Origin of the sequence: Bradyrhizobium sp. (genome assembly GCF_035570375.1) — a bacterium.
Lineage (GTDB): Bacteria > Pseudomonadota > Alphaproteobacteria > Rhizobiales > Xanthobacteraceae > Bradyrhizobium.
In genome coordinates this window covers 1-21,386 of record NZ_DATMLW010000218.1, presented here as the reverse complement: position 1 = coordinate 21,386, position 21,386 = coordinate 1, and the positions used below count along the sequence as shown (strand labels likewise).

General features: G+C 62.8%; 18 protein-coding genes and 1 pseudogene. 14 read left to right on the top strand and 5 right to left on the bottom strand.

The annotated features are described in order from the left end of the window. Positions 1-39: 39 nt before the first annotated feature. The 6 genes from ftsH to VNX23_RS23945 all read left to right on the top strand — a co-directional run bounded on the left by ftsH (position 40) and on the right by VNX23_RS23945 (position 5,734). A complete protein-coding gene (gene ftsH / locus VNX23_RS23965; protein ID WP_325634052.1) occupies positions 40-1,962 on the top strand; it encodes an ATP-dependent zinc metalloprotease FtsH in 1,923 nt (640 codons plus the stop codon). Positions 1,963-2,267: 305 nt separating this feature from the next. Further along, positions 2,268-2,429, top strand: a complete 162-nt coding sequence (locus tag VNX23_RS31125; RefSeq protein ID WP_414643067.1) for a hypothetical protein — start codon at positions 2,268-2,270, stop codon at positions 2,427-2,429. Next, positions 2,393-2,545, top strand: a complete 153-nt coding sequence (locus VNX23_RS23960; protein WP_414643066.1) for a hypothetical protein — start codon at positions 2,393-2,395, stop codon at positions 2,543-2,545. Before VNX23_RS31125 ends, VNX23_RS23960 begins: the two co-directional genes overlap by 37 nt. 232 nt (positions 2,546-2,777) lie before the next feature. Continuing rightward, positions 2,778-4,256: an NCS1 family nucleobase:cation symporter-1 gene (locus tag VNX23_RS23955; RefSeq protein ID WP_325634051.1), complete on the top strand. Its 1,479-nt coding sequence runs from the start codon at positions 2,778-2,780 to the stop codon at positions 4,254-4,256. A 260-nt stretch (positions 4,257-4,516) separates the two neighbouring features. Beyond that, positions 4,517-5,191 (top strand): helix-turn-helix domain-containing protein, encoded by a 675-nt coding sequence (locus VNX23_RS23950; protein ID WP_325634050.1) that lies wholly within the window; start codon positions 4,517-4,519, stop codon positions 5,189-5,191. 117 nt (positions 5,192-5,308) lie between these two features. Continuing rightward, the gene (locus tag VNX23_RS23945) at positions 5,309-5,734 is read left to right on the top strand and encodes an OsmC family protein (RefSeq protein ID WP_325634049.1); all 426 of its coding nucleotides are present in this window, start codon (positions 5,309-5,311) and stop codon (positions 5,732-5,734) included. A 100-nt stretch (positions 5,735-5,834) separates the two neighbouring features. Here the strand turns inward: VNX23_RS23945 and pyk are convergent, their stop codons facing one another. Together pyk and VNX23_RS23935 are read right to left on the bottom strand one after the other, a co-directional pair. Beyond that, positions 5,835-7,271, bottom strand: coding sequence for a pyruvate kinase (pyk, locus tag VNX23_RS23940; protein WP_325634048.1), 1,437 nt, complete (start codon positions 7,269-7,271; stop codon positions 5,835-5,837). After that, on the bottom strand, positions 7,268-7,870 hold the full coding sequence (locus tag VNX23_RS23935; RefSeq protein ID WP_325634047.1) for a DUF1036 domain-containing protein: 603 nt from the start codon (positions 7,868-7,870) through the stop codon (positions 7,268-7,270). Before VNX23_RS23935 ends, pyk begins: the two co-directional genes overlap by 4 nt. 236 nt (positions 7,871-8,106) lie before the next feature. Here VNX23_RS23935 and VNX23_RS23930 point away from each other — a divergent pair, with 236 nt between their 5' ends. The 5 genes from VNX23_RS23930 (at position 8,107) to VNX23_RS23910 (ending at position 12,489) form a co-directional block, all read left to right on the top strand. Beyond that, the gene (locus VNX23_RS23930) at positions 8,107-8,409 is read left to right on the top strand and encodes a DUF1244 domain-containing protein (protein ID WP_325634046.1); all 303 of its coding nucleotides are present in this window, start codon (positions 8,107-8,109) and stop codon (positions 8,407-8,409) included. 465 nt (positions 8,410-8,874) lie between these two features. Then, the gene (locus VNX23_RS23925; RefSeq protein WP_325634045.1) at positions 8,875-9,147 is read left to right on the top strand and encodes a DUF2312 domain-containing protein; all 273 of its coding nucleotides are present in this window, start codon (positions 8,875-8,877) and stop codon (positions 9,145-9,147) included. 85 nt (positions 9,148-9,232) lie between these two features. Further along, complete coding sequence (locus VNX23_RS23920) at positions 9,233-11,002, top strand: adenylate/guanylate cyclase domain-containing protein (protein ID WP_325634044.1); 1,770 nt, start codon at positions 9,233-9,235, stop codon at positions 11,000-11,002. A gap of 162 nt (positions 11,003-11,164) precedes the next feature. Next, complete coding sequence (locus VNX23_RS23915; RefSeq protein WP_325634043.1) at positions 11,165-12,025, top strand: AraC family transcriptional regulator; 861 nt, start codon at positions 11,165-11,167, stop codon at positions 12,023-12,025. Positions 12,026-12,075: 50 nt separating this feature from the next. After that, the gene (locus VNX23_RS23910) at positions 12,076-12,489 is read left to right on the top strand and encodes a DUF1801 domain-containing protein (RefSeq protein ID WP_325634042.1); all 414 of its coding nucleotides are present in this window, start codon (positions 12,076-12,078) and stop codon (positions 12,487-12,489) included. Positions 12,490-12,522: 33 nt separating this feature from the next. Here VNX23_RS23910 and VNX23_RS23905 read toward each other — a convergent pair whose 3' ends face one another. The 3 genes from VNX23_RS23905 to VNX23_RS23895 form a co-directional block, all read right to left on the bottom strand. After that, the gene (locus VNX23_RS23905) at positions 12,523-14,109 is read right to left on the bottom strand and encodes a DUF882 domain-containing protein (protein WP_325634041.1); all 1,587 of its coding nucleotides are present in this window, start codon (positions 14,107-14,109) and stop codon (positions 12,523-12,525) included. 274 nt (positions 14,110-14,383) lie between these two features. Further along, the gene (locus VNX23_RS23900; protein ID WP_325634040.1) at positions 14,384-16,576 is read right to left on the bottom strand and encodes a L,D-transpeptidase family protein; all 2,193 of its coding nucleotides are present in this window, start codon (positions 16,574-16,576) and stop codon (positions 14,384-14,386) included. Between the two features lie 401 nt (positions 16,577-16,977). Then, a complete protein-coding gene (locus VNX23_RS23895) occupies positions 16,978-18,483 on the bottom strand; it encodes a sigma-54 dependent transcriptional regulator (protein ID WP_325634039.1) in 1,506 nt (501 codons plus the stop codon). A gap of 138 nt (positions 18,484-18,621) precedes the next feature. On the opposite strand from VNX23_RS23895, the gene VNX23_RS23890 reads away from it, so the two are divergent. From VNX23_RS23890 to VNX23_RS23880, 3 genes and pseudogenes are all read left to right on the top strand, one after another. After that, complete coding sequence (locus tag VNX23_RS23890; protein WP_325634038.1) at positions 18,622-20,481, top strand: M3 family oligoendopeptidase; 1,860 nt, start codon at positions 18,622-18,624, stop codon at positions 20,479-20,481. A gap of 149 nt (positions 20,482-20,630) precedes the next feature. Further along, positions 20,631-20,783 (top strand): aa3-type cytochrome c oxidase subunit IV, encoded by a 153-nt coding sequence (locus tag VNX23_RS23885; protein WP_325634037.1) that lies wholly within the window; start codon positions 20,631-20,633, stop codon positions 20,781-20,783. 116 nt (positions 20,784-20,899) lie between these two features. Beyond that, positions 20,900-21,386 (top strand): annotated as a pseudogene (locus VNX23_RS23880) (NAD(P)(+) transhydrogenase (Re/Si-specific) subunit alpha); the annotation flags it as partial.

Here is a 21,386-nt window from a genome sequence, read left to right as displayed (position 1 = left end):
GAATAGGGCCGCGATCCGCGCGACCACGAAGGAAGATCAATGAACGCCAATCTGCGCAACTTCGCCCTCTGGGTCATCATTGTTCTGCTGCTATTGGCATTGTTCACGCTCTTCCAGAATCCTGGTCAGCGCGCTTCCTCTCAGGACATCTCGTTCTCGCAGCTGTTGACCGAGGTCGACCAGAATCACGTGCGCGACGTCGTCATCCAGGGCCCGGAGATTCACGGCACCTTCACCAACGGCTCGAGCTTCCAGACCTATGCGCCGAACGACCCGACGCTGGTCTCGCGCCTCTATAACGGCAAGGTCTCGATCACCGCGAAGCCGCCGGGCGACAACGTGCCATGGTTCGTGTCGCTTTTGGTTTCGTGGCTGCCGTTCATCGCCCTTATCGGAGTGTGGATCTTCCTGTCGCGCCAGATGCAGGGCGGTGCCGGCAAGGCGATGGGTTTTGGCAAGTCACGCGCCAAGATGCTGACGGAAGCGCACGGCCGCGTGACCTTCGAGGATGTCGCCGGCGTCGACGAGGCCAAGCAGGACTTGCAGGAGATCGTCGAATTTCTGCGCGACCCCGGAAAATATCAGCGGCTCGGCGGGCGGATTCCGCGCGGCGTGCTGCTGGTCGGTCCTCCCGGAACCGGCAAGACGCTGATCGCGCGCGCCGTGGCCGGCGAAGCCAACGTTCCGTTCTTCACGATCTCGGGCTCGGACTTTGTCGAGATGTTCGTCGGCGTCGGCGCCAGCCGTGTCCGCGACATGTTCGAACAGGCCAAGAAGAACGCGCCCTGCATCATCTTCATCGACGAAATCGACGCTGTCGGCCGGCATCGCGGCGCCGGTCTTGGCGGCGGCAACGACGAGCGCGAGCAGACGCTCAACCAGTTGCTGGTCGAGATGGACGGTTTTGAGGCCAACGAAGGCGTGATCCTGATCGCGGCGACCAACCGGCCGGACGTGCTCGACCCGGCGCTGCTGCGCCCCGGCCGTTTCGATCGCCAGGTCGTGGTGCCGAACCCGGATGTCGTCGGCCGCGAGCAGATCCTGAAAGTTCACGTTCGCAAAGTTCCGCTCGCGCCCGATATCAACCTCAAGACGATAGCGCGCGGCACGCCCGGATTTTCCGGCGCCGACCTGATGAACCTCGTCAACGAGGCGGCGCTTACCGCAGCACGGCGCAACAAGCGCATGGTGACGCAGGCCGAGTTCGAAGAGGCCAAGGACAAGGTCATGATGGGCGCCGAGCGCAAGTCGCTGGTGATGACCGAGGAAGAGAAACTGTTGACCGCTTATCACGAGGGCGGCCACGCCATCGTCGGCCTCAACGTGATCGCGACCGATCCGATCCACAAGGCGACCATCATTCCGCGCGGCCGCGCGCTCGGCATGGTGATGCAGCTGCCCGAACGCGACAAGCTGTCGATGTCGCTGGAGCAGATGACCTCACGCCTGGCCATCATGATGGGCGGGCGCGTCGCCGAAGAACTGGTGTTCGGCCGCGAAAAGGTCACCTCGGGTGCGGCTTCCGACATCGAGCAGGCGACGCGGCTGGCGCGCATGATGGTGACGCGCTGGGGCCTCTCCGAAGAACTCGGCACCGTGTCCTATGGCGAGAACCAGGACGAGGTTTTCTTAGGGATGTCGGTGTCGCGCACGCAGAATGCGTCCGAGGCGACCGTGCAGAAAATCGACAGCGAGATCCGCCGTCTGGTTGAGGAAGGCTACAGGCAGGCGACCAAGATTCTGACGGACAAGCGCGCCGATCTCGAGACTCTGGCCAAGGGCCTGCTGGAATACGAAACCCTGACCGGCGACGAAATTCTGGAGCTGCTCAAGGGCAAGAAGCCGAACCGCGAGTCGGTGCTGGAGCCGACCACCCCGCGTACCTCGGCGGTGCCGCCGGCCGGCAAGCCGCGCCCGCGCCCCGATCCGGATCCCGGTCTGGAGCCGCAGCCGCAGGCGTAACCGCCTGTCGGACATCGATGGCTGGTTACTCCGGCAAGTCAGTTGCGCAGAAGCTCGGCACTAGTGGTCCGATTCTAACATTCGCATCCCTTCTCGGCAGGCGCTTTTGCGAATGTTAGAATCAAAGGACCACTAGAAAATATATGTTTCTAGTGGAGTCAGGGATTTGACATTCGCTAGCGAACTCGCGGCCAAGTGGGGTGCGAATGTCAAATCCACTCCACTAGCCGGGCTTTTGCATTTTGGTCGGCGGCGCGCCTTCTGCGAATGGCAATCTTGTTGGTCCACTGCCGGCCGGCGTGAAGATGATCACCAGGCCGAAGCCGCCCCTTCACATGGTGCATGTGTTCGCCACCGAAGCGGCTGGGCTCGCCAGCAAGCTGCGCGGCTACCGCGTGGTGGTCGCGCCCGATCGCGCGATCTGGGTGTCGTGGCCGAAAAATCCGCAAGGCTCGCGACCGACCTGACGGACGTAGTGGTGCGCGATACCGCGCTTCCCCTTGGCCTCGTCGATATCAAGGTCTGTTCGATCGACGCTATCTGGTCCGGATTGAAATTCGTCATTCCGAAAGAGCAGCGATAGGAAGCGCACCCAGCCGGACTGATCGTTCGAAGCAGACCCCCGCCATTCCGGGGCGATAAAAAGCATCGAACTTTGATGTGCACTTGCACATCAGAGAATCTCGAGATTCCGGGTCCGCATCTTCGAGGCGTCCCCCAATGACTGTTTTATACCGACCGGCACTTGCGCTCTTGGGGCGGGACTTGGTTGAAATAATCTGCCAGTCTCCCGCTTGATAGCACAGGAGCAGCCGATGTCAGGCCACGCGAACGTCTCGCCCGTCCTCGCCATTCCCGGCGCCGACCCGAAGCTCTACAACCATGATCTGGCACCGGTGGCGCCTGCGGGGCGGACGTGGGGGGTCTTCGACATCTTCGCGATGTGGATGTCGGATGTGCACTCGGTCGGCGGCTACACCTTCGCGGCGAGCCTGTTCTTTCTTGGATTGACGGGATGGGAAGTGCTGCTGGCGATGGCGATCGGCATCACCGCGGTCTACTTCTTGATGAACTTGATCGGCGGCCCGTCGCTGAAATACGGCACGCCGTTCCCCGTCGTGGCGCGGATGTCGTTCGGCGTGATGGGCGCCAATCTCGCCGCGAGCCTGCGCGGTATTGTCGGCATCGTCTGGTACGGCGTGCAGACCTTTTTTGCGTCGAAGGCGGTGCAGGTATTGGTGCTGACGTTTTATCCTGCCGCCGAGGCGCTGACGCATTCGAGCTTTCTCGGTCTCAGTGCGCTCGGATGGTTTTCCTTCCTCTTCATGTGGCTGTTCCAGCTTCTGATCTTTCTCAACGGCATGGAGACGATCCGCAAGTTCATCGATTTCTGCGGGCCGGCCGTCTACCTCGTAATGTTTGCGCTGGCGATCTGGATATTGGCGCAAACCGGCCTGTCGAGCCTGTCGCTGCAATTGGGGCCGGGCGGCGAAGGCTCGGCGATCGGTCAAATGGCGAATGCGGCGATGCTGATCGTGGCCTATTTCGCTGCGCTCCTTCTCAATTTCGGTGACTTCGCGCGCTTTGCGGAAAATGAGCGGGCGATGAAGGTCGGAAATTTCCTCGGGCTGCCGGTGAATTTCATCGTCTTCGCGATCATCACCGTCATCGTCACGGCCGGCACCGTGAAGGTGTTTGGGGAAGCGATCATGGACCCCGTCAGCATCGTCGAACGCATCGGCAACCCCTGGGTGGTGGCGCTCGGCGCCGTGACCTTCATTGTCGCCACCATGGGCATCAACATCGTCGCCAACTTCGTCTCGCCCGCCTACGACATTTCCAACCTCTATCCGGAAAAGATCGACTTCCGCCGCGGCGGCTTGATCACCTCTATCCTGTCGGTGCTGGTGTGCCCTTGGATCTTCGTCTCGAGCCCGCAGGCAATCACGATCTTTGTCGGGGTGTTCGGGGCAGCGCTGGGGCCGATGTTCGGCATTATGATCGCCGATTATTACCTGGTGAAACGCCAGCATGTTGTCCTCGAAGACCTCTACACCATGTCGAAGGACGGTTCGCTGCATTTCCAGGGCGGCTGGAACAGAAGGGCGCTGATCGCGCTCGCGATCGCCGGCTCGATCTCGATCGGCCTGTCGCTGCTGGGCGCCTATGGCGTCATCATCCATGTCGGCGATTGGGGATGGCTGATCGGCGCTACGCTGGGCGCGCTGTTGTACACGGCGCTGATGCGCAGCCTCAAAGCGCCGTCGCTGTCGCGCTCAAGCGCAACGGCTTGACCGGCTTTGCCGCAACGCTGGTCGTGACATCCTTGTTCGAAAGCCGTCTGCGCGCGTGGTGGCGCGGCGGGCGCATGCAATCACCGGTAGCTGCCGGCGCCCAATAGCGGCGGAAAATCATTCGCTTTGCGAGCTTGTCAGCAGGTCTGAATTGTTGTTCAGTTCTTGCAGCGATCGACTGCGAATCGCCAAAAAAATGAACGCGCGCCCCCGATGGAGCCCAGAAGGGCTCAGGCGCGCAAGGGAGACGAAAACGCGCCATGGTCTACCGGCGGACCCATCAAGTCGTCAAACGCCTCGCGGCGCGCCGCAGTGCAATCCTCAATGCCGCTCGGAACGCAGCCGCCGAGGGCGGCATGGCCGCGGTGCAGATCGCTCCGATCGCAGTACGCGCCAATGTCGCTGCCGGAACCGTCTATCGCTATTTCCCCTCGAAGGCCGATCTGATTTCGGAATTGATCGCAGATGTCTCGCGCGACGAACTGGGCGCGATCCGGCGCGCCGCAGACTCAGCGCCCGGGCCGTCTTCGGCTCTGGCTGCGGCCGTCACCACCGTCGCGGTGCATGTGCTGTCCCAGCGCAAACTCGCCTGGGGCATTCTCGCAGAGCCCGTCGACGTCGACGTCACCGCCTCGAGGCTCGCGAGCCGCCGCGAAATATCAGGCGAAATCGCAAGTCGGATCGAAGCCGCCGTGCGCGCCGGCCATCTGCCCGCGCAGGACACCCAGCTCGCCGCGACCGCCTTGCTGGGCGCGCTGCACGAAGCCCTGGTCGGACCGTTGGCGCCCGGGCATCTGGACGATCCGGCGAAACTGCGCGACGCCGTTCAAACGGTGACGCTGTTGGCACTGCGCGCCGTCGGCGTGATGGACGCGCGCGCCCGCGGCCTCGTGGTGCAAGCGGGATTGCCAGCCAAAACATTGGTCGGCGCGTAACACTCGACGGTATCTTGGGGTTGCGCGCGCGGGTTTCATGTCGCCCTCGTGAGTTGACATATTCCGCAGCCTTGATCGCTTACAGGCTCTCGTTCACCCCAACCTGTGGAGCCTCGCATGACGACGACATCCGGATCGGCCAAATGGCAAGGCGGCATCAAGGACGGCAAAGGCGCGATATCGACCAAGAGCGGCGCGCTGAAGGATTACCCCTACGGCTTCGCCAGCCGTTTCGAGGGCAAGCCCGGCTCGAACCCGGAAGAATTGCTGGGAGCGGCGCATGCCGCCTGCTTCACCATGGCGCTGTCGCTGATCCTTGGTGAAGCCAAGCTCACCGCCGAGCAGATGGAAACGAAGGCTGATGTCGCGCTCGAAAAGGTCGGCGATGGGTTTTCCATCACCTCGGTGCATCTGACGCTGAATGCCAAGGTCCCCGGCGCAGACAACGCAAAGCTTCAGGAGCTTGCGGGCATGGCGAAGGCCGGATGTCCGGTGTCGAAGCTCTTCAACACCAAGATCACGCTCGACGCCAAGCTGGTCTGAGATACTTGTCGTTTCGCCGCGCTTCCAGTGGGCCCGGCATGTGCCAGGCCCGTTGGGCCCATCCCGGAATAACGCCTGAAAGAGCAGGCGCGGCTCCGCTTCACATATCCGCGTCGCTATCCGGGCCGACGGAGGCGATGCGCAGCATGTTGGTAGTGCCGGGCGTGCCGAGCGGAACACCGGCGACGATGATGACGCGTTGTCCGGACTTCGCAAAACCGTCGCGGAAGGCGATGCTTCCGGCGCGGCTCACCATGTCGTCGAGGTCCTTGGCATCTTCCGCGACGACGCAATGCACGCCCCAGACCGCGGACAGCTTGCGCCCCGTGGAAAGGTTCGGCGTGATCGCCACCACCGGCGGCTTCGGGCGTTCGCGCGCAACCCGCAGCGCGGTCGATCCTGAACTGGTCCAGCAGATGATCGCAGAGAGGTCGAGCGTTTCGGCGATCACGCGCGCCGCGTCGGCGATCGCATCGCCGACCGTCGGCTCCGGTTCGGCGCGCTGCGCGTTGACGACGCCGCGATAGGTCGGGTCGCGCTCGACCTCCTCGCCGATGCGGTTCATGGTCGCGACCGCTTCCACCGGATATTTGCCGGCGGCCGATTCCGCCGACAGCATGATGGCGTCGGCACCCTCATAGACCGCAGTCGCAACGTCGGACACTTCGGCGCGGGTCGGTACTGGCGCCTGGATCATCGATTCCAGCATCTGGGTTGCGATCACCACCGGTTTGCCGGCGCGGCGCGCCAGCCGCGTCATCTGTTTCTGCAGGCTCGGCACCCGTTCCAGCGGCAGTTCGACTCCGAGATCGCCGCGCGCCACCATCAGCGCGTCGGAAGCCTCGATGATGTCGGGCAAGCGGTCGATCGCCTGCGGCTTTTCGATCTTGGCCATGATGGCGGCGCGGCCGCGGACCATTTTCCTGGCCTCGGCGACATCCTCGGCGCGCTGCACGAAAGACAGCGCAATCCAGTCGACCCCGGTCACAAGCGCCGCCTCAAGGTCGGCACGGTCCTTCGGCGTCATCGCGGAGACGGGCAGGTCGGTGTCCGGCAGGCTAACCCCCTTGCGGTCGGACATGCGGCCGCCGATCACGACCCGGGTAATCGCGCGGTCGGGAGAGGTTTCCTCGGCGATCAGCCGCACCTTGCCGTCGTCGAGCAGAAGCGCATGGCCGGGCTTGAGGGCAGCGAGAATTTCCGGATGCGGCAGCTGCACGCGCGTGTTGTCGCCGGGCGCCTTGTCGGAATCGAGCACGAAGCTCTGGCCGTTATGAAGCTGTGTCGAGCCTTCGGCGAACGATCCCAGACGCAGCTTTGGTCCCTGCAGATCGACGAGAATGCCGATCGGGCGGCCGTAGCTGCTTTCGACATTGCGGATGGTCTTGACCAGTTCCCGCATCTTGTCATGCGGGGTGTGGCTCATATTGATGCGAAAGACGTCGGCGCCGGCCTCGAACAGGCGACGGATCATCGCACTGTCTGAAGAGGCCGGGCCCAGCGTTGCAAGGATCTTGATACGGCGCAAACGCCTCATGGCTTGGTCCCGGGCGGTGCGGCTGGCGGCAGACCAGTCGCGCCCGGGGGCAGTCCGCCCGGCGAATTGGACATGCCCGGAATGTTTCCGGCTCCCCCTGGCCCGAGTCCGCCGGGAATGCCGGGCACTCGCTGCGCAGGCTGTTCGTTGGAATCGGTGAGCTGCACGGTCCAGGCGCGCTGATCGCCTGTGTCGACTTCGAAGAAGCCGGTCCGGTCGAACCCGCGCGCCAGGCAATTATCGGCGCCCCTTATGGTGAATTCCTTGTCACGCGAGCACATAAAGGCCTGTCCGGACCATTCTCCGCCACGGTCGTAGTCGAGGGCGTAGATATAATAATACCGGGCGACAAGGGTGCCACGCAGCAGCGTTTCACAGCTTCGCGAGGATACGTTCCACCAGCCCTCCGTGGTCCAGCCCTCGGCGTCCTTGTAACCGAGCGCGATCCCGACCCGGCTCGAGGTGTTATTGCACAGGCGGAAGTCCGCTGCGGCCGAGCCGTTCCAAAGGCACGTCGCAGCAAGCAGCGTGGCCGGCAACGATCCGGCGGCCAAGCGCCTGAATAATCCGGCGTGACGAAGCGAATCCTTTGCGATCATTGCCCGAAGCTATATCAAATTGTTGACGGTTTCGCGTGAGCGCAACTGCGCCGTCAACGGGCAAGGGTGCCCCCCGCCAACGAGGGCCCGATTCTGTCCGATCGACGGCCTTAGCGCGCTGTTTGCGTCGCGATATGGAAAAATCTGTGACAGCCCCCATCTAAAAACGGTAATCTTTGTTTGGACGTGTCCGCCGAGTGCTGGCGGGGCATGCCGCAAAAAAGCGAAAGCGGGTCATGACGATGGACAACAAAACCAGAACGGAACTCGAAGCCGCCGCTTTTCGGCGCCTCGTCGCGCATCTGCGCTCGCGCACCGATGTCCAGAACATCGATCTGATGAATCTCGCGGGCTTCTGCCGTAACTGCCTGTCGAATTGGCTGAAGGAAGAGGCCGACGCCAAGGGCGTTCCGATGACCAAGGACCAGAGTCGCGAGGCCGTCTATGGCATGCCCTATGAGACCTGGAAGGCGACCCATCAGGCCACGGCCAGTCCGGAACAACTCGCGGCGATGAAAAAGTCCCATCCGGGGCACTGATCTTCGTGGATATTGGCCCCGATGGCCCGCCTCAGGCGCGGGACGGCAATCTGCGTCTGAACGAACCTCAATCGTCGGGTCCGCGAAGGCCGGGTCTTTCACTGGTGTGGCGGGTTTGACGTTCCCGTCAGTCTCGCCGCCAGTGCGTTATAGGAACGTCAAATCCAAAGCCAAACTAGAGAATCATAGACTTGCTAGTGTCCCCTTGGGGCCGGCGTTCGCAAAAGCGCGTGCGGCAAGCCATGCGAACGTCGAAGCCGGGACAGTGGCGCGAACTCACCTGGAATGATGCCACAAAGAGGAACCCTTTCTCCTGTGGGCGTGCTGTGGATGGGCGCGATGTCGTCTTGACGGAAAGCGCCTCACTCTTGAGGGTCATCTTCCAAATCGTGAGGACGCGGTGCGTGTTGAAGCGTGCGGCGCTTCTTCCCTCCCAATCCCAACAATTCACTTCAGGAGTACCCGATGGCCACCTCTGCTGCCGCCGTGAAGGAAGCGCCGGCGACGAAATTTGCGAAAGACCAGCTCAAGGCCATCATCGAGCGTATCGAACGGCTGGAGGAGGAAAAGAAGACGATCTCCGATGACATCCGCGACGTCTATGCCGAAGCCAAGGGCAACGGCTTCGACACCAAGGCGCTGCGCACCATAGTGCGGCTGCGCAAGCAGGACGCCAATGAGCGGGCCGAGCAGGAGACGATCCTGGAAACCTATATGCAGGCGCTCGGAATGCTGTGAGACGCGGGCCTTGCGCCGTTTCGGCGCTCCAAGCTTGGTGCGAAAGCCTCTCGTCTGCTAGAATGGTTCTGCAAAGGAACCAAAGATGTCAGTCCCGGGGCCAGAGCGCAGGCTCGCAGCGGTCCTCGCCGCCGATATGGTCGGCTATAGTCGGCTCATGGAGGTCGACGAGAGGGGAACGCTCGCGCGGCTCAAGACCCATCGGCTTGAGCTCATCGATCCAGCTATCACGAAGAATCATGGCCGCATCATCAAGACCACCGGCGACGGTATGCTGGTCGAGTTCCGCAGCGTCGTCGACGCGGTGATGTGCGCCACGGAAGTTCAGCGCCGCATGGCAGGTCGCAACGCGGACGTCTCGCCGGCACGGTGGATCCAGTTTCGCATCGGCATCAATCTGGGCGACGTGATCGTCGAGGACGACGATATCTTCGGCGACGGCGTCAACGTCGCCGCGCGTCTTGAAATGCTTGCCGAACCGGGCGGCATATGCGTCTCGGCCGCCGTGCGCGACCAGGTCGACCACCGGCTGGACGACATCGCGTTCGAGGATCTCGGCGCAAAGACCGTGAAGAACATCTCCCGGCCAATCCACGTCTTTCGGGTCCGGTTTGAGCCGGCCTCCAAAGCCGCGCCGGAGGGCGCGCAGGATGCTGCGGTGGTGGCGAATGCGGTCGCCAAAAAGCCCTCGATTGCCGTGTTGCCGCTCGTCAACATGAGCGGCGATCCGGAGCAGGAGTTTTTTGCCGACGGCCTCAGCGAAGACATCATTACGGAGCTGTCGCGCTTTCGCGACCTGCTCGTGATCTCGCGCAACTCGACCTTCGTGCACAAGGGCAAGGCGGTGAAGGTGCAGGAGGTGGCGCGCGAATTCGGGGTCGACTATGTCCTCGAAGGGAGCGTGCGAAAGGCGGGCGATCGCGTCCGCGTCACGGTGCAGTTGATCGACGCGGAAACCGATCGGCACGTCTGGGCCGAGCGCTACGACCGGCAGCTCGAGGATATCTTCGCCATCCAGGACGAGATGACCCGCGCGATCGTCGCCACTCTTCCCGGGCGCGTGGAGGCGGCCACGCACGACCGCGCAAAGCGGAAACGGACCGACAATCTGGCGGCTTACGAATGCGTGCTGGCCGCCAAGGTGCTGCACCATCGCTCGGTTCGCGAAGACAACGCGCAAGCGCAGCGGCTGCTCGACCGTGCCCTCGAGCTTGACGCGAACTATGCGCATGCCCACGCCTGGAAGGCATGCGTCCTGGGCCAGACTTGGATTTACGGCTGGTGCGAAGATGCCGATGCCGCTCTCCGGCAGGTCGTGGCAGAACTCGAGATCGCACTTGCGCTCGATGACAATGACAGCGACGTGCACCGGATCCTCGCTGCGGTCAATCTGACGCGCGATGACCACGACAAGGCCGCATATCACCAGGAGCGGGCGCTCGCGCTTAACCCCAACTACGACCTTATCGTCGTGCAGCAGGGTGAGCTTCTGACCTGGCTCGGGCGTCCGGAAGAAGGCATCGACTGGATCAGGAAGGCGATGCGTCTAAACCCCTACCACCCGGAGCGTTTCTGGAGTCACCTCGGTCGCGCCTGCTACTGCGCCGAGAAATACGCCGACGCCGCCGAAGCCTTTTCGCGGATCACGCGGCCCGACCACACGCATCACGCTTTCCTCGCAGCCACGTTCGCGCAGATGGGCAACGCGGTCGCGGCGACCGCGCACGCAGCCGAGGTCATAAAGCGGATGCCGGAATTCTCGGTCGCCGCCTCTCTTGCCACCCAGCACTATAAATTCGAAGCCGACCGAAAGCGTCACGAGGCCGGCCTCCTCAAGGCAGGCCTGCCGGCTTGAGAAGCCGCGAGCCAAGGTGCTCGCGTTGACGGGGGCACCACCGAAGGGGATTTCTGGACCCGTTCGGGAACGGCCGGCTTACGGCGCTGTGCCGGCTTCAAATCCGCAAGATTTGTCGATCTGCTGTGTGCGATCATGTTCATGGCGATTCGAGGTCCGCCGATGAGCAAGCCGCAAACCCGAGCAAGTTATGAAGCCCGTCTCAATCGTGTGGTTGACCACATCTACGCGCATCTGGACGAGGATATCCGCTTCGACGACCTCGCCGAGGTCGCCTGCCTGTCGCCGTATCACTGGCACCGTATCTACGCAGCGATTCGAGGTGAAACGATAGCCGCAACGGTGCGGCGGCTACGGCTGCTGCGGGCTGCCGACCGCCTGGCCAATTCAAGCGAACCGCTCAAGGCCATCGCGGAACGGGCGGGCTATGGTGCCCTCGATGCCTTCGCGAGGGCATTCAAGGAGCACTACGGCAAGACGCCGGCGGACTATCGCTCCAACGGGAGCCATGCAATGTTCAAGGCTGCAACCCGCAAACAGGACATCACAGGCTTCCCTGTCGAGATCGTGAGCCTGCCGCCGACGCGGTGCGCCGCAGCCGCGCATATCGGATCGTACATGCAGATCGACTCGGCGATGGCTCGGTTGTTCTCCGAGCTTGCCGTCAACGGGTTGCTGACGCCGGGTCAACAGATGCGTGCGGTGTTTCTTGACGACCCCGACCTTGTTCCGGCGGACGCGTTGCGGTCAAAGGCCTGCACTCCCGTTTCCGAGGACGTCAATCTTCCGTCTTCGCTTGAGACGACGGTGCTGCGCGGTGGCGTCTATGCCAGGCTTCGCTACAAGGGGCCTTATGCCGATATGAAGGATGCCTACCGCTGGCTGCTCGGGGTATGGTTGCCTTCCTCGGGCTACGATGCCGATGATGCCCCTATCTTCGAGACGTACCTCAACAATCCAACAGAAGTGCCTCCCCCGGAGCTTCTTACCGACATCCACTTGCCCTTGAGGGGTTTTGAGTGATGACGCCGCAGCTCTCGCGCGATGTGAGTCGTGCCTTCGAGGCATTTCCAATGCCTGTCCGTAGGCGGCTTCTGGAAGTACGCAAGCTGATTTTCACGACTGCCGCGGCGTGTGACGGTGTCGGGCCACTATTGGAGACACTGAAATGGGGCGAGCCGGCATACCTGACGCAACAAACAGGCAGCGGGAGCACCATCCGGCTCGGTCAGGTCAAGGATGGCGAGCAACGTTGCGCCGTCTTGTTCAATTGTCGGACCACCCTGATCGAGACATTTCGCGAGCGATTCCCCGACGAGTTCGAATATCGGGCGAACAGGGCGCTAGTGCTGAAACTGACGGGCGTCCTGCCCGCAGCGCCGCTGTCGATCTGCCTTTCGCTGGCCTTGACCTATCATCTGGGAGCCCGCAACTCGGTGCGGGAATTGAGGCGGGCGCACAACCGCCCGCGGCCAGCAAGACGATAACCAAACCGGGAAACCGCTAACCGGTGAAGCCGCTCAACGCAGCGATGCCGTTCGCATCACAAAGGACTGCATCGTCAGCGTCGCGGTGGCGGATCCCGTGAATTGATCGCAGCTCAGGCCCAAGAGCGGATCTTCGGAGAAGCCCATCGCGATAACGGACCGCGGCTTGACAAAATGCGCGTTCATCAAGGTCAGATCGGCATCTCCAAGCACGGTCACGGACATCGATGTGCTGGCACTCGGCGCCAGCATCATGACGCGTATCCAGGCATCGCCGGCTGCGGAGGCGGCGAGCCGGGTCGAGGTCGCGACCACGCCGCCCTGACCCTGTGCGCCCTTGGCGACGACGGTCGTGACGTCGGTAACCGCCATTGAATTGCGGTTCGGCGACGACGGCCGGGCGCTGTAGGGAACGGGCGCGCTCGCCGCGACGACATTGGCGCGATCGCCGGAGGTGGCGGCGGCGGGCGCATAGGCCAGCGCCTGGTAGACGGCGGGAACGCTGGCGGTCGATTGCGGTTCGGTGGTCGAAGCGAGCACCTCGCGGGCGCGGAGCGAGGCGACTTGCTCCGGCGTGGCTTCTTTCGGCGTGGACGTCTCGCCCCAGAACCCGCGGGCGTTGATGATGTCAGCCGGTGTTTGCGGCCTCGACTCGGTCTTTTCCGTCGCCACCGCCTCTTTCGGTTTGGCCGGTTGCGCGCCCTGCATGTCGGCGGAGGCGAGCTGCAGGGTCGGGCCGGCAGGCTTTGCCCGCGGCATCGGCACGGCCTCTGCGGACTTGGCGTCCTTGGTCTGAACGGCGGCAATTGCAACGGCCTTGGCGGGGGGCGCAGCGCCCTCATCCTCTTCGTCGTTGGATTTGTTGCCGAACAGACGCGCGAACAGGTTTGGCGTCTTGCTCACGATCGACGCATCGTCGCCATTGCCGCGCTTCTCGATGTCGGCTCGCGCAAGTTCATACCCCTTGAGCGGAACACCATCGGATGGGACATGCACCGTGCGTCCATCGGGGAAGACGCGGGCCAACTGATCGTGGGTCATGCGCGGCCAGTGGCGGATGCTGCCGGTATCGAGATGGACGAAAGGCGATCCCGAGGTGGGATAGAAGCCGACGCCGCCGCGCTGTAGCCGCAGGCCGGCGAAGCGGATCTGCTCGAGCGGGACGTCCGGAATGAAGAAATCCATCGCATGCCCGAGCATGTGCTGGCTGAAGCGGGCCACCCCTGACGAGCGGCGGCGGAGCATGGCGTTGGTGGCGGGGGAACGATAGGAGGAGATGATCTGGATCGGCTTCTTGCCGTCGACGTCGCGGTAGACTTCCCAGAGGATGTCGAACAGATGACGATCCATGGTGGTCTGTTCCTGGCTGCGCCAGTCGCGGAGATAATGATTGAGCTGTTTGAGTGCCTCTTCGTCGTAACGGCCGTCACGCTTGAAGGTGACGGTAAGGTCTTCGTCGGAATGAGTGTGGTGGAATGAAAGCGTTCGGGTCTCGTTCAGCGCGGTCGCGTCGTGTACTGAACCCGCTCCCGCAAATAGCAAAAGAGACGTCAGGCCGAATTGATATCCGGCCTGGGGCAGAGACGACAATTTGAATTGGCGTGCGAGACCAATCAGCACGTAACGAGCCCACCCAAAGACGACCGAAACGCAAGAACTCTTGCGCCACCCCGTGCGGCGAAAGAGTGTAAATGCAATCTTAATTCGGAAGAGTTAAGTGAGAATAAACTCTTCCCCCCAAGTCCAAGCCGAGACCTAACGCGGTGAGTGTGGCGAAAAATAGCCCGCCGGTTAGCCGCGGTGGGGAAATGGCAAATGCGAAAGGCCCCGTCTGGACGGACGAGGCCTTTGCGGGCATTTGAGAATCTGAGCCGTTCGAGCGTTTTTCCCGGGGTCAGCGCTCATACACGCGGCGTTGCGGGCGCCGAGCCGCAGCTGCCGGTGGCGGATTCGGTGCGCCAAACAGGCGGTCGAAGAACGAGGGGCCCGACGACCATGAATTCGATCCAAAGCCCGGTCCCCAGCCGTCGCTGGCGACCCTGAGGCCGGCAGGACGGCCATAGCTGGGCTGGGAGTGGGCGACCACACTTTCCAGATCCCTGGTTCGGCCGGAGCGAAGCAGCGACGCCATGGTGGCGTCGCGCCCGTAGACGTCCTTGCGGAGTTGCAGGACGCCCGCATCGTCCACAAACGCCGTCTGGTAGGTGATGTTCACCGGGATCGGCGTCGGGAATTTGATGTCGACCTCGCCCTGCCCGTACATGCTGCGGATCTTCTCCGGCGTATAATGCGCGTTCGGGTCGGTGATATTGAGCAGGATCGAGGCATATTGATCCGGATTCTGCACCCGCATGCAGCCATGGCTGAACGCACGGTCTTCCTTCGCGAACAAGTATCTCTCATTCGTGTCGTGCTGATAGACCAAAAACTTGTTCGGGAAGTTGAAGCGGATGCGGCCGAGCGCGTTACCCTCGCCTGGCGGTTGCGAGATATGGACGCTGCCGTCCTGGCCGTACTCGAGCCTCAGCCCCATCCGCTGCAGCACGGTTGGATCCTGCTGCAGCGCCGGCAGATATTCGTTGTAGATGATCGAGGGCGGCACGTTCCAGGTCGGATTGACGGTGATGAACTTCATCGTTTCCGTCAGGAGCGGGGTTGCATGAACGCCGGGCTGGCCGGTCACGACCCGCGTGGTCCAGACCTGCTGGCCATTCTGCATCACCTTTAGCGTATAATCGGGGATGTTGAGAATGACATAGGCGTCCCCGACCGAGGGCGCGCCGAGATCGCGTGGCAACCAGCGCCACCGCTCCATGTTGATGATGATGGTATCGATCTGGCGATCGTGCTTCGGGCTGTTGATCGCCCTGATCGTCCGCTCGTCGAGCATGCCGGTCGGCTTCAGCTCGGCACTCGCCTGGAATTTGCGCACGGCTTCCGCAACGGTGGCATCGTAACGGGTGTCGCCCCGGTTTTCGGTGATGCCGAGCTTGGCCCGCAATTGCGGGACCCGCTCGTCTTCCATCGCGGTCTCGTCTTGCTTCTTGCCGCGCGCAGGCGTGAATTTGAGCACTGGCCCATCCGCGATCTGGATGGCCGGCCCGTCGCCTTGGCCGCGCAGTTCGGCAAGCTTTGCCTTCAAGGCGCGATAGAGCTTGTGCGGCGGGTTATAGCCGTCGAGCGCCGCGGAGGCATCCTTGGCGAGCGTGACGTTCGTCAGCACTTCGGCCGGGTCGGTCGGGTGCTCCGGATACTGGATGTCGCCCGACACCTGCGACCAGTGCATGCGGCCGCTCTGGGCTTGACGCGCGTAGTCGAGCACGCCGGCGGTCAATTTCAGGTCGGCGTCAGCCAGCGCATCCGGCGTGGTCGCCGCTGCAAAATCCGGCACGGGATAATCGGACGGGTTCAGCCCCTCCGAAGCGGCATCCTTCAGCCGCGCCATGGCACCCTTGCCGCTGTCGGTCAATTTACCGGCCGCGGTCCAGATCGGCGCGAATTCGCGCGAGGTGTAGAATTTCTCCACGGCCGCCCGCTCCACCTTGCGGTCGAAGTAGCGCAGCGATTTCGCGGCAAAGGCGTCGCGCAGCCTGTCGGCCACCGGCTGATCCGCCGGCGGTACGTTGCTGGCCGCCTTGACGGGTTCCTTCGCGGGCTCCGGCGAGGGTGTAGCCGCATCGGAAGCCGTCGGCTGCGTGTCCGGCTTGAAGTCGCTGGCGGTCGGGGGCGGCACATTGGCGGGTTCGGGGCGCGGGATGCCGGCATCGAGCTTGGCAGGCTCGGAGGCCGGAGCGGTGACCACTGCGGCGGGCTTTGTCGTCGTGGGTTCAGGCGCTGACTTCTCGGTGACCTTCGCGGCGTCCGAAGCCGGCACCGGCGTGTCCAGCTTGAAGTCGCTGGCGGTCGGGGGCGGTACATTGGCAGGTTCGGGGCGCGGGATGGCGGCATCGATTGCCAGTTCGGCGGCGCTGTTGCGTATCTGATCGCCCTGCGCCCATGCCGAGGTTGCCGACACTGTGAGGAACGTTGCCGCGACAGCCATCAGTACGCGGTCGTATCCACCACGGTTCTTCCCACATTCCCGCATTATCACACCCCTTGTGTGAACTGCTCCCGTCTTGGAGCAGCTTTAAGTTGGTTCATTGCCGTTTTCGCAAAAACGCCGACCTGTCCGGAATTTTGAAGCGCATTCTGGTGAGATGTGCTCCCATTCTCCAAGCATGCCGGGTCTGCGAGCGACGATTCATACGCAGACGATACATGCGCCACCCCCTATGCAGCCAGCCGCAGTGGGGCTACTCACGACAAACTGAGTTCAATGCTTCGGCATTGAATTACCCGCTTTTGCCATGCGCGCCTGCCTTTGTCTGTCACCTCCGGGCAACGGTTCAAATCTTCCAAGTCCGACTGATTCACAAAACACCAGGATGGCCATTTTTGGCCGCATTCTTCATGCGCGCCAACATGCCGCAATGGCGCCAACAAAGATCATGAGCGTTCCGTTCCCCCGCCGGCGGGATCGGCATCCGCGGCCTCGTCGATCTTTCGATAAAGGGTCGAGCGGCCGATCTTGAGTCGCCGCGCCACTTCCGACATCTGACCTCGATAATGCGAGATCGCGAAGCGAATGATTTCGCTCTCCAATTCTTCGAGCGGCCGGACGTCTCCCGTATTGGTCAGCATCGAGAGCATGCCGGCGGCGGCAAGAGGAGCTATGGGTATCTCAATACCGGAGACCATCGCGGGCACGATGGCGTTTGAGACCGGTTCGACAACCAGCGGCTCGCTCGGCGCGCTTGAGATCGGCGGGGAGGGCATGTTCGCCGCTTGCGGGAAGTCGGACAGCCCAAGCTGGTCGCTTTCGCTCATGACCACGGCGCGATACACCGTGTTCTCCAGCTGCCGGATGTTGCCCGGCCAATCCAGTTGCGACAGATAGGCCATGGCCTCGCCGGAAATGCCGGTGATGTGACGGCTCTGTTCGGCCGAGAAACGCGCCAGGAAATGCCGCAGGAGATGCGGAATGTCCTCGCGCCGCATCCGCAGCGGCGGGATCGTTACCGGCAGCACGTGCAGGCGATAGAACAGGTCCTCGCGGAATTGACCGCCCTTGACGCGGTCGAGCAATTTGCGATTGGTCGCCGAGATGATCCGCACGTCGACCTTTACCGGCTTGCGCCCGCCGACCGCTTCGATAGCACCTTCCTGCAGCGCGCGAAGCAATTTCACCTGCGCGGTCAGCGGCAATTCGGAGACCTCATCCAGAAACAGCGTGCCGCCCGAGGCTTCGACGAACTTGCCGACGTGACGCTCGGTGGCGCCGGTAAAGGCTCCCTTCTCGTGGCCGAACAGGATCGATTCCACCAGATTGTCCGGGATCGCGCCGCAATTGACAGCAACGAATGGTTTCGATTTGCGTTCGCCGCTGCCATGGATGGCGCGTGCGAACATTTCCTTGCCGACGCCGGACTCACCCTCGATCAGCACGGGGATCGTGGACGCGGCCGCCTTCTGCGCGGTGCGCATGACGGCGGACATGGCTTCGCTGCGGGTGATGATGTCGGCAAAGGTCAGCCGGCCTTCTCGGCTGTGCTTGATGCGCTGCAGCTCGCCCCTGAGCGCGCTGGTGTTGAGCGCGTTGCGCAGCGACACCTGCAACCGCTCCATGCCGACCGGCTTGACCACGAAATCCTGCGCGCCGGCGCGCATCGCCGACACCACATTGTCGATGCCGCCATGGGCGGTCTGCACCACCACGGGGATCGAAAGACCGGCGTCACGGAGTTTGGCCAGCACGCCCAGGCCATCGAGACCGGGCATCACGAGATCGAGCACCATCGCATCGAAAGTGGGGCCATCGGGGGCGGTCAGGAGCGCGATTGCCGCATCGCCGGAATCGACCACCATTGTCTCATAGCCGCATTTCTGCACCATATTCTCCACCAGACGACGTTGCACCGCATCGTCGTCGGCGATCAAAATACTGGCAGCCATGGCACTCCTCACGCTTTACAACTATCTGTCTCGAATCGGGGCACTGTGGCGGAAGCCGATTAACGACCACTTAAACCTTCACCGTGTCGTCCTTCGCTTCCCCCAGCCATTCCGATTGAATACGGGTTTCCAACCAAGATGACTTCGCGCTCCTCGTCTGCCCTCCGCAAATCTACCACCACGCGCAAACCGGCTTCGAAGAAAGCCGCCGCCAGGCCAAGGGACGCGAAGCTGCCGGAATGGAACCTTGCCGACCTCTATTCCGGGATCGACGCGCCCGAAGTTACCGCCGATCTCGAGAGGTTGGACGGCGATTGCGTCGCGTTTGAGACCGACTACAAAGGCAGGCTGGCGGAGCGCACGGCGGCGGCGGGCGGCGGTACGTGGCTTGCCGAGGCGGTGCGCCGCTATGAGGCGATCGACGATCTCGCTGGCCGCTTAAGCTCCTATGCCGGCCTCGTTCACGCCGGCGACAGCGTCGACCCCGCGATCTCGAAATTCTACGGCGACATTTCCGAGCGGCTGACGAATGCCTCGGTGCATCTGTTGTTTTTTACCCTCGAACTCAACCGCATCGATGATGCCGTTGTCGAGCAGGCGATGCAGACGCCCGAGCTGGCGCACTACCGTCCCTGGATCGAGGATTTGCGCAAGGACAAGCCGTACCAGCTCGAGGACCGCATCGAGCAGCTGTTTCACGAGAAATCCCAAAGCGGCTACACCGCCTGGAACAGGCTGTTCGACCAGACCATCTCTGCGTTGCGATTCAAGGTCGGCGGCAATGAACTTGCCATCGAGCCGACGCTAAGCCTTTTGCAGGATCGTTCCGCGGCAAAGCGCAAGGCGGCCGGGCAAGCCATGGCAAGGACGTTCAAGGCCAATGAGCGGACCTTTGCGCTGATCACCAACACGCTCGCCAAGGACAAGGAGATTTCCGATCGCTGGCGCGGCTTTAAGGATGTTGCGGATTCCCGCCATCTCAACAACCGCGTCGAGCGCGAAGTCGTCGATGCGCTGGTTGCTTCCGTTCGCGCGGCCTATCCGAGGCTTTCACACCGCTACTACCGGCTGAAAGCGGCCTGGTTCAAAAAGAGGAAGCTGCCGCACTGGGATCGCAACGCGCCGTTGCCGTTTGCTGCCACGGCAAGCATCGCCTGGCCTGCAGCCAGGGACATGGTGCTGACGGCCTATCGCGGCTTCTCGCCGGAAATGGCGGGAATTGCCGAGCGGTTTTTCACCGACCGCTGGATCGACGCGCCGGTGCGGCCGGGCAAGGCGCCTGGAGCGTTCTCGCATCCGACCACGCCGTCAGCGCATCCTTACGTGCTGATGAATTATCAGGGCAAGCCGCGCGACGTGATGACACTTGCCCACGAACTTGGTCACGGCGTGCACCAGGTGCTGGCGGCCAGGAACGGCGCGCTGATGGCGCCGACACCGTTGACGCTCGCCGAAACCGCAAGCGTGTTCGGCGAGATGCTGACATTCAAGCGGCTTTTGACGGAGACCGGCAGCGCCAGGCAGCGCCAGGCGCTGCTCGCCGGCAAGGTCGAGGACATGATCAACACGGTGGTGCGGCAGATCGCGTTCTATACCTTCGAGCGCGCCGTTCACACCGAACGAAAGAACGGCGAATTGACCGCCGAGCGCGTCGGCGAGATCTGGCTCAGCGTGCAGGGCGAAAGCCTCGGCCCCGCCATCGACATCCGCCCCGGTTACGAAAACTTCTGGATGTATATTCCGCACTTCATCCACTCGCCGTTCTACGTCTACGCCTACGCCTTCGGCGATTGCCTGGTGAACTCGCTTTACGCGGTCTATGAGAACGCTCAAGACGGTTTTGCGGAACGTTATCTGGCGATGCTCTCGGCCGGGGGCACCAAACATTATTCCGAACTGCTCAAGCCGTTCGGGCTCGATGCCAGGGATCCCGAATTCTGGGACGGCGGGTTGTCGGTGATCGCAAGCATGATCGGGGAGCTGGAAGCGATGGGCTGATCGCATTCGAAGACCGAATGCGCGAAGGGCAGGGGCGATCGGCTTTCCGAATGTACCGACAGGGAGGGCAAAGCCGCCTTTATCGGCGTTGCCCTCCCGGGGGGATTGCGGTAATTCCACGGTTGAGCCGCCAATTCACGGGGAGACCGATGGCAGAACATAGCGAAGTGGCCTACACGACCGCTGACGGCAACGATTACATTGCCCACGAGCAGACCTATGAGGGCTTCATCACGCTGGTGAAGTACGGTACCGCCACCGTCATCCTCATCCTCATCCTGATGGCGATTTTCCTGACCTGATGCATGATCCGCGCGCCGCCGATCGGCGTCGCTATTTTCCCAACGACTCGCCGCAGCGATTGTCAAATCCACTCCATTAGTTGCGCGCGCGAGCTTCCCGCGCCGCCGGAGGCCCCATGAAGATTGCCGTCGCCAGGGAAATTGATCCGTCGGAACCGCGGGTCGCCGCCTCGCCCGACACGGTGAAGAAATACAAGGCGCTGGGCTTCGATGTCGCCGTCGAGCCGGGCGCGGGCATCACGTCCGGCCTGCCGGATTCGGAATTTACCGCCGCCGGCGCCGCCGTGAACGCCGAGGCGGTCAAGGATGCCGACGTCGTCATCAAGGTGAAGCGGCCCGAAGCATCCGAGCTTGCCAACTACAAGCGCGGTGCGCTGGTGGTCGCCATCATGGATCCTTACGGCCATGAGGCCGCGATCAAGGCGATGGCGGATGCCGGCATCGTCGCGTTTGCGATGGAGTTGATGCCGCGCATCACCCGCGCCCAGGCGATGGACGTGCTGTCGAGCCAGGCCAATCTCGCCGGCTATCGCGCCGTGATCGAGGCTGCCGAAGCCTTCGGCCGCGCCTTTCCGATGATGATGACGGCGGCCGGCACCGTCC